We start from the raw sequence: 8,360 nt of genomic DNA on the forward strand, positions 1-8,360 counted from the left end.
AGTCAGGAGAGGACCGCGCACATGGCCGCCGCCACCCCCATTTCCCCCGTTGCCGCAGATCAGATCACCGAATGGACCTACGAGGCCGACGTCGTCGTCGCCGGATTCGGGGTGGCCGGCGCGTCGGCCGCCGTGGGCTCCGCCCAGGCCGGCGCGGACGTCCTGGTGCTCGAACGCACCGGCGGCTGGGGCGGCGCGGCGGCGATGGCGGGCGGGTTCATCTACCTGGGCGGCGGCACGCCGCTGCAGAAGGCGTGCGGCTTCGACGACACCGTCGAGAACATGAAGGCATTCATGAAGGCCGCACTCGGTCCGGGCACCGACGAGGCGAAGATCGACGCCTACTGCGAGGGCAGCGTCGACCACTACCACTGGCTCGCCGACGAGTGCGGTGTCCCGTTCAAGCAGACGTTCTGGGGCGAGCCCGGCTGGGAGCCGCCGTTCGACGACGGCCTCATGTACTCGGGCGGCGAGAACGCGGCACCGTTCAACGCGATCGCCACCCCGGCCCCGCGCGGCCACGTCCCGCAGATGGACGACAAGCACAGCAGCAGCGAGAAGGGCGGCGGCTACATGCTGATGAAGCCCCTCACCGACACCGCTACCGCGCTCGGTGTCCGCACCGCGTACGACATGCGCGTACAGACCCTGATCGTCGACGTCGACGGCCGCGTCGTCGGTGTCACCGCCAAGCAGTACGGCAAGGACGTCACCGTCCGGGCCCGGAAGGGTGTGGTGCTGGCGACGGGCAGCTTCGCCTACAACGAGCAGATGGTCGAGTCGTTCGCGCCGCGCATCGCGGGCCGCCCGGCCGCGTCCATCGAGGAACACGACGGTCGCGCGATCCGGATGGCGCAGGCCCTCGGCGCCGACCTCGCGCACATGGACGCCACCGAGGTCGCGTTCTTCTGCGATCCGCAGCTGTTCGTGCGCGGCATCCTCGTCAACGGCCGCGGCCAGCGGTACATCCCCGAGGACACCTACCCCGGCCATGTCGGACAGGCAACGCTCCTACGCAACGACAACCAGTCGTTCCTGATCATCGACGAGGCCTCCTACGAGGAGGGCATGGCGACACAGACCGCGACACCGCAGTTGCGGCACGCCCCGAAGTGGGTCGCCGAAACCGTCGTGGAACTCGAGGAGGAGATGGGGCTGCCCGAGGGCACCCTGCAGGCCACCGTCGAGGTGTACAACCGGCACGCCGCGAACGGCTCCGATCCGCTGCTCGGCAAGAAGCCGGAATGGGTCACGCCGATCGGCTCCCCCGTCGCCGCCCTCGACCTGCGCGGCATGACCGGCGGCTTCACCCTCGGCGGCCTGCGGACCAGCGTCGACTCGGAGGTGCTGCACGTCTCCGGCGAGCCGATCCCCGGCCTGTTCGCGGCCGGCCGCTGCACCGCAGGCGTCTCCGCCGGCGGCTACGTGTCCGGCGCGTCCCTCGGCGACGGCAGCTTCTTCGGGCGACGGGCCGGGATCAGCGCAGCCCGCAGCTGACGGTATCCCCCCAGCTGACAGGGGCCGAAGCTGACAGGGGCCGCGTCGTCCGGTAAGGTGGTTCAAGTTGTCTCGGCGAGGGAGCTTCGCACACCGCGAAGTCACCGTGATCGACGCGGCCACGGCTTCGTAGAGCTTGCGCTCCGGTCGCTCGTGTCTGTCCGCCTCTGCCGCGACGAACGACTGTTCAACGAATATCTCACGCGAGTTGTAGGAGCCGTTTTCATGTCTGACGAGAATCGTCTCGTAGCGTCCGTCCGCACCGAGTTCGGCAAGGGTGCCGCCCGTCGCGCCCGCCGTGACGGTCAGGTTCCCGCCGTGCTGTACGGCCACGGCACCGACCCGCAGCACCTGAACCTCCCGTCCCGCGATTTCGCGGCGATCCTGCGTGCGAACGGCACCAACGCCGTCATCACCCTGGACATCGACGGCACGGAGCAGCTGGCACTGACCAAGTCGGTCGTCGTCCACCCGATCCGCCGCCACATCGAGCACTCCGACCTGCTCATCGTCAAGAAGGGCGAGAAGGTCGCGGTCGAGGTTCCGATCATCGTCACCGGTATCGCTGCTCCGGGCGCGCTGGTCACCGAAGGTGCCACCACGATCAAGCTCGAGGTCGAGGCCCTGCACATCCCCGAGTCCGTCGAGATCTCGGTCGAGGGCGCCGAGGTCGGCACCCAGTTCCTGGCCGGCGCCGTCGCGCTGCCCCAGGGTGCGACCCTGGCCGACGACGCCGAGCTGCTGCTCGTGAACGTCGTCGCCGCTCAGGCTGCCGAGCCGGCCGGCGAGGCCGAGGCCGAGGCCTGAGTCGTCTCGCACTGACGCGAACAGCGGCGCGCCGACCCCGTCCGGGTTCGGCGCGCCGCTCTCGTATGCACGACCCTTGGAAGGAACACACGAGCTGTGAGTGACGAGACCGGAACCGCCATCGTCGTCGGACTGGGCAACCCGGGACCCCAGTACGAGAAGACCCGGCACAACATCGGTTTCATGGTCGCCGACGTCCTCGCCGGACGCGTAGCGGGCAAGTTCAGCGCCCACAAGCGCAGCGGCGCCGACATCGTGCAGACCCGGATCGCCGGCCGGCAGGTGATCCTCGCCAAGCCACGCTCCTACATGAACCTCTCCGGTGGTGCCGTCGCCGGACTCGCCCGCTTCTTCTCCGTGGCGCCCGACAACATCGTCGTCGTCCACGACGAACTCGACCTCGACTTCGGCACCGTCCGGCTGAAACAGGGCGGCGGTGAAGGCGGCCACAACGGTCTGCGTTCCATCTCGAAGTCGTTGACCACCAAGGACTATCTGCGCACCCGTGTCGGCATCGGCCGGCCCCCCGGCCGCCAGGACCCCGCCGACTACGTCCTCAAACCGTTCGGCACCGTCGAACGCAAGGAACTCGACCTCGTCTGCGAGGAAGCCGCCGACGCCGTCGAACTCGTCCTGCAGCTGGGGCTGGAAGCGGCACAGAATCGGCTGCACTGAGCGCCGACCCTCCCCCGCTCACGCCGCGAAGACCGGGGCGATGACCTCCATCTGTTCGATGACGAGTTTGATGGCCGCGGGCTGCCGGTCCGGCGGGTAGCCGTGCCGGGTGAGCAGTCGTTTGATCTGTGACCGCAGCCGCGCCTTGACGTCCTCGCGGACGGTCCAGTCGGTGGAGGCGTCCCGGCGCATCACCGCGACGAGGTCGCGGGCGATGTCGGCGAGCTTGCCCTCCCCCTGTTCCTCGACAGCCGACTCGTTCTGCGCGACGGCGTCGTAGAACGCGAGTTCGTTCTCGTCGAGGGGCGGGCTGAAACGACTGCCCCGATCGGATTCGGCGGCAACTTCTTTCGCCATCTCGACGAGTGCCGCGATCACCTCGGCGGAGGTGAGCTGGCTGTTGGTGTACTTCACCATGAGCGCCTGCAACCGCTCCGAGAACGCCCGCTGCCGGATCAGGTTGTGTTTCGCGGCGTTGCGGGATTCGTCGGTGATCAGCTTCCGTAGCGCCTCGATCGCCAGGTTCGGGTTCTTCGCTTCCTGGGTCCGTCGGATGAAATCGACGTTGATGTCCTTCAGGGACGGTTTCGGCATGCCGGCCGCGTCGTAGATGTCGAGGACTTCCCCGGATTCGACGGACGCCGCCATCAGCTGGCGCAGCGCCCGCTGCACGTCCTCGGGGACGGCCTGGCCGCGCGCGTAGCGTTCCTCGGCGTCCCACTTGGCCATGTAGACGCGGACCTCTTCGAAGAACATCGCGGTCGGCGCGAACTCTCGCAGTCCGTCGTGGCTGCCGCAGATCGCCCACACTCGGGACAGTTGCGACGCGAACTTCCGGTAGCGCGCGGCGAGTGTCTCCTGTCCCTCCTCGACCTGGTTCTCGGGGTTGCGGGGGTCGCGCAGAAAGTTGACGGTCGCGTTCGCGGCGTCGAAATAGGCTCGCGGACCGGGCTTGCGCAGCTGGGCCCGCCAGTCGAAGCCGTGCAGGATGTTCTCGAGGATGCGGCCGAGGTTCTTGGCGGCGTCGACGGCGTCACCGATGTCCTTGCCGATCGGTTTCTGCCGCTGATCGGTTTCGGTGTACTCGGCGAGCGCCTTCGCGAGGTTGTCGGCGACGGGCGCGTACGCGACGAGGAGCCCGTCCTGCTTGCCGCGGAAGGTGCGGTTGACGCGGGCGAGGGCCTGCATGAGCAGCGCACCCCGCAGCGGCCGGTCGAGGTACATGGTGTGCAGCGGGGGCGCGTCGAACCCGGTGAGCATCATGTCCTTGACGATGACCAGTTCGAGTTCGTCGTCGATGTCCTTGAGCCGCTTCTTGATCGCGGCGTTCTCGGAGTCGCGGCGCACGTGGTCGACGATGGGGGGCACGTCGGCGGGGCTGCCGGAGTAGACGACCTTGATGCGGCCGGCGGTCAGGTCGTCGGAATGCCAGTCGGGTCGCAGCGTCACGATCTCGCGGTACAGGTCGGCGCAGATCTCCCGGGTCGCGCCGACGATCATCGCCTTGCCCGCCGCGGCCGGATTCTCGTCGGAGCCGACGAACGGCCGCATCGCCGCCCGCCGCGCCTCCCAGTGGTCGACGAGGTCGGCGGCCAGCTTCCGCAGCCGGGTCGGTGCCCCGTAGACCGCGTTGATGACCGCGACACTCTTCTCGATGCGGTCGCGTTCGGTGTCGTCGAGCCCGAAGGTCACCTCGTCGGCGGAGGCGTCCACGTCGTCTTCCGACACGTCCTCGGCGAACGACACCTTCACCAGCCGGCTCTCGAAGTAGATCGGGACGGTGGCCCCGTCCTCGACCGCCCGGGTGAGGTCGTAGACGTCGATGTCGTCGCCGAACACGGCGCGGGTGTCGCGGTCGGTCTCCGAGACGGGGGTGCCGGTGAAGGCGATCAGCGTCGCGTACGGGAGCGCATCCCGCAGGTGCCGGGCGTACCCGTCGAGGTTGTCGTAGTGGCTGCGGTGCGCCTCGTCGACGATGACGACGATGTTGCGTCGTTCGGTGAGCAGCGGATGGCCGGCACCGGACCGGCGTTCGTCGGTGGTGCGCCCGAACTTCTGCAGGGTCGTGAAGTAGATGCCGCCGGTGGTGCGCCCGGACAGTTCCTGTCGCAGTTCTTCGCGTTTACGGATCTGTTTGGGGCGTTCGGGCAGCAGCCTCGACCGCAGGAACGTCTCGTACAGCTGCCCGTCGAGTTCGGTGCGGTCGGTGATGACCACGACCGTCGGGTTGGCCAGCTGCGGATGCCGGATCACCTGGTTGGCGTACAGCTCCATCTCCATGGACTTGCCCGAGCCCTGGGTGTGCCACACGACGCCGGCCTTGCCGCTGGTGCCGACGGCCTGCACCGTCTTGCCGATCGCCTTGGTGACGGCAAAGTACTGGTGCGGTTTGGCGATCCGCTTGAGCAGGCCGTTCTCGTCGTGGTCGAACGCGGTGTAGTTGCGGAGCAGTTGCAGGAACCGTTCCTGGTTGAACAGCCCGTACAGTGCGGTGCCCAACGGGGTTGCGCCGTCCGGGTTCTCGGTGGTCACGGGCACGCCGTAGTCGTCGACGTTCCACGGCGAGAAATGGTTGAACGGTGTGAACGGGGTCCCGTAGCGGGCGGTGATGCCGTCGGAGATGACGGTGAAGACGGCGAACCGGAACGCGAGCGGAAATTCCCGCACGTAGGTGCGCAGCTGTGCGTGCGCCTGCACGAGTCCGGCGTGTTCGGCACCGGCCTTCTTGAGTTCGACGACGGAGACCGGCATCCCGTTCATGTAGAGCACGAGGTCGAATCGGCGGCGGTGGTCGCCCTTGACGATCGTCACCTGATCGACGGCGAGCCAATCGTTCTCGTCCGGATCCGGGGACAGCAGCCGGATGGTGGGGGTGATCTCCCGGCCGGCGTCGTCAATGTACGACACCGAGCGCATCCCGTCGGTGAGGTAGCCGTGGATCACCTCGTTCTCGGCGATCGCGTCGGTCGAGCGTGCGGTCGCGATCTCGGCGACGGCTCGGTCCACGACCGGGTCGGGCAGCGCCGGGTTGAATCGGGCGATCGCCTGCCGCAGTCGCGGCGTGACGAGCAGTTCGTCCCACGACGCCCGCTCCCCCGTGCCGGGGGCGATCTCGGTGCCGGACACGTGCCGCCAGCCGAGTTCCCCGAGGTCGTCGAGAGCCATCTGCTCCCAATCGTTCTCGGTCAGTCCTCGGCTCTCGATCACGACCATGCCCTCCCTCACACCAACGCAACAGGGCAAACAGTACCGGGCAGACGCAAGCACCTTGATCTGTTCGGTCAGGCAGCTCGATAACCCTGTTTATCAACGGTTTTGTTGGCTGTTTTCGGCGGGTGTCTTCAGGATGTGGTCACCACTTCGACGAACCAGGAGCCCGCCCATGAAATCGACCGGACGCCATCAGTTCTGGCTCGGCATGGGCGCCGGCGCGGCAGCCACCGGCGCCGTCGTCGCCATCGGTGTCGGCGTGGTCGTCGCGGTCGACGCCGCGAGCACCCCGAAGATGTTCGAGATCACCGGCACGTTCGACATCACCGGCAGCACCACGACCCTCGGCCTGCCGACCGGGTTCGCGTGTGCCGGCGCCAAGGGCTACGACGACCTGTCCCCGGCGGCCGCGGTGACGGTGTCGGACGAGTCGAAGACGCTGCTCTCCAAAGGTCGTATGACCGGCAGCACCCGCAGCGGCCGCACCTGCACGTTCGATTTCACGATCACCGACGTCCCCCGCGGCCACAAGTTCTACGAGGTCGAGATCGCCCACCGCGGCGGCCTGTCGTACACCGAATCCGAAGCCGAGCAAGGTCTGTCGCTGTCCATCGGCAGCTGATCGCTCCCGGCTCCTTCCATCCGAAAGGTTTCCGCCATGACCACCCCTCAGCAGCCCTACCCGAGCCAGCCCGTTCCGCCGGCCCAGCCTCCGAAGAAGAAGTCGAAGAAGTGGCCGTGGATCGTCGGCGCGCTCGCCGCCGTCATCGTGATCGCCGCCGTCTCCGGTGGCGGGGAGAAGGACACGGACACCACCCCCTCGGCGGGGGCCCCGCTGCAGCCGGTGCCCCCGCTGCAGCCGGTGCCCCTGTGGCCGCAGCGGCTCCGGCACCGAAGGCGGCTGCTCCGGGTGTGGGAACCCCGGTGCGGGACGGCAAGTTCGAGTTCGTCGTCACCGACGTCGAATCCGGGCTCGCCTCCGTCGGCGACAATCCGTTTCTCGAGAAGAAGGCTCAGGGCCAGTTCGTGGTCGTCACCATGACGGTGCAGAACACGTCGGACAAGCCGAAGGGCCTGAGCGCCGGCAACCAGAACCTGTTCGACGCCGAGGGCCGCAAGTTCACGCCCGACACGATGGCCGCGATCGCCCTCGACTCCGACGTCGCCGTGTGGGACGACATCAACCCTGGCAACAAGGTCACCATGAAGGTCGTCTACGACATGCCCGCCGACGCCGTTCCCGCCGAGATCGAACTGCACGACTCGGTGTTCTCCGGCGGCGTCACCGTCGCCCTGCAGTGACGGACCGCCCCGACGTCCGCGAGCGCTGGGGAGTGCACGCGGACGCCGGGGTGTTTTCGGTGGTGCCGGCGACGGGGCCACCACGATCGTTCCGGGGAGTCCGGATCGAACGACACCATGAACGGGGAGGTTTCATGTTGACAGCACCGAACACCGATCGGATCCCGCATCCGCGTAATGCGCTCGGAGTGCTTGCCGTGGTGGAGGACTGGCAGCGGGCGGCGATCGTCTGGGTGTACACCGACGAAGCGCGTGGCGGTATGACCGTCCGGCAGTTCGCGGATCTCGGTATCAAGGGACTGTCCAGGCGGTTCGTCGTGAAGTATCGCGATGCGTGGCAGGAAGCGATCGACCGGGGTCTTGCGGCACCGTTGTCGATCGGAGATCGTATCCCCGAGGTGGCACTGGAGTGGAGGCACACGGGCAACGCCCACATGCACGACTGCACGTGCGGTTGCAGTTCCCGCGCCGCATAGCACCGAGAGGTCCGTCAGAACGGTGGCTCGTCGTCGAGGAAGTCGACGACGAGCACCGTTTCCTGCCGTTCGCGGGTGTGTCGCGGTGAGTGGCCGCGGCGGCGACGCTGGTGGTAGTCGGCGCGTTGTCGTGGGGTGGTGAGCAGGTCGATCAGGTAGTCGAGTTCTAGTTCGGCGGGGGACGGCCGCAGTGTCGTGAGGGTGCGGGGGTCGGTGAGCCGGGCCCGCATCTGTTCGGGGACACCGGCATACAGGTCGTCGGTATGGAACGGGCCGTCCGGATGTGTGGTGGTGGTGTGGCCGGCCGGGTCGGTCCAGTCGAGTCGGCCACCGGCGGTGTGGGTGACGGTCCAGTAGCCGATGGTTTTGAGACGGTGATGTTTCCGGCACAGG

At 67.8% G+C, this 8,360-nt stretch carries 6 protein-coding genes and 2 pseudogenes; 6 read left to right on the forward strand and 2 right to left on the reverse strand.

Going from position 1 to position 8,360, the window contains the following annotated elements:
* Positions 1–21: 21 nt before the first annotated feature.
* The 3 genes from E0497_RS12230 (at position 22) to pth (ending at position 2,979) form a co-directional block, all read left to right on the forward strand.
* The gene (locus E0497_RS12230; protein WP_137725065.1) at positions 22–1,497 is read left to right on the forward strand and encodes an FAD-dependent oxidoreductase; all 1,476 of its coding nucleotides are present in this window, start codon (positions 22–24) and stop codon (positions 1,495–1,497) included.
* A gap of 225 nt (positions 1,498–1,722) precedes the next feature.
* Positions 1,723–2,304, forward strand: a complete 582-nt coding sequence (locus E0497_RS12235; RefSeq protein ID WP_137725066.1) for a 50S ribosomal protein L25/general stress protein Ctc — start codon at positions 1,723–1,725, stop codon at positions 2,302–2,304.
* A 96-nt stretch (positions 2,305–2,400) separates the two neighbouring features.
* A complete protein-coding gene (gene pth, locus E0497_RS12240) occupies positions 2,401–2,979 on the forward strand; it encodes an aminoacyl-tRNA hydrolase (RefSeq protein ID WP_137725067.1) in 579 nt (192 codons plus the stop codon).
* A gap of 18 nt (positions 2,980–2,997) precedes the next feature.
* Here pth and E0497_RS12245 read toward each other — a convergent pair whose 3' ends face one another.
* Positions 2,998–6,186 (reverse strand): type I restriction endonuclease subunit R, encoded by a 3,189-nt coding sequence (locus tag E0497_RS12245; protein ID WP_479681067.1) that lies wholly within the window; start codon positions 6,184–6,186, stop codon positions 2,998–3,000.
* A 175-nt stretch (positions 6,187–6,361) separates the two neighbouring features.
* On the opposite strand from E0497_RS12245, the gene E0497_RS12250 reads away from it, so the two are divergent.
* The 3 genes and pseudogenes from E0497_RS12250 to E0497_RS12260 all read left to right on the forward strand — a co-directional run bounded on the left by E0497_RS12250 (position 6,362) and on the right by E0497_RS12260 (position 7,967).
* Positions 6,362–6,811 carry a hypothetical protein gene (locus tag E0497_RS12250; protein ID WP_137725069.1) on the forward strand — a complete coding sequence of 150 codons (450 nt, stop codon included), beginning with the start codon at positions 6,362–6,364 and terminating at the stop codon, positions 6,809–6,811.
* A gap of 36 nt (positions 6,812–6,847) precedes the next feature.
* Positions 6,848–7,491: pseudogene (locus tag E0497_RS12255) on the forward strand (DUF4352 domain-containing protein).
* A 134-nt stretch (positions 7,492–7,625) separates the two neighbouring features.
* Positions 7,626–7,967 (forward strand): hypothetical protein, encoded by a 342-nt coding sequence (locus E0497_RS12260; RefSeq protein WP_137725070.1) that lies wholly within the window; start codon positions 7,626–7,628, stop codon positions 7,965–7,967.
* A gap of 14 nt (positions 7,968–7,981) precedes the next feature.
* Here the strand turns inward: E0497_RS12260 and E0497_RS20430 are convergent.
* Positions 7,982–8,360, reverse strand: a pseudogene (locus E0497_RS20430) (HNH endonuclease signature motif containing protein); the annotation flags it as partial.

Source organism: Prescottella subtropica (assembly GCF_005434945.1).
Taxonomy (GTDB): Bacteria; Actinomycetota; Actinomycetes; order Mycobacteriales; family Mycobacteriaceae; genus Prescottella; species Prescottella subtropica.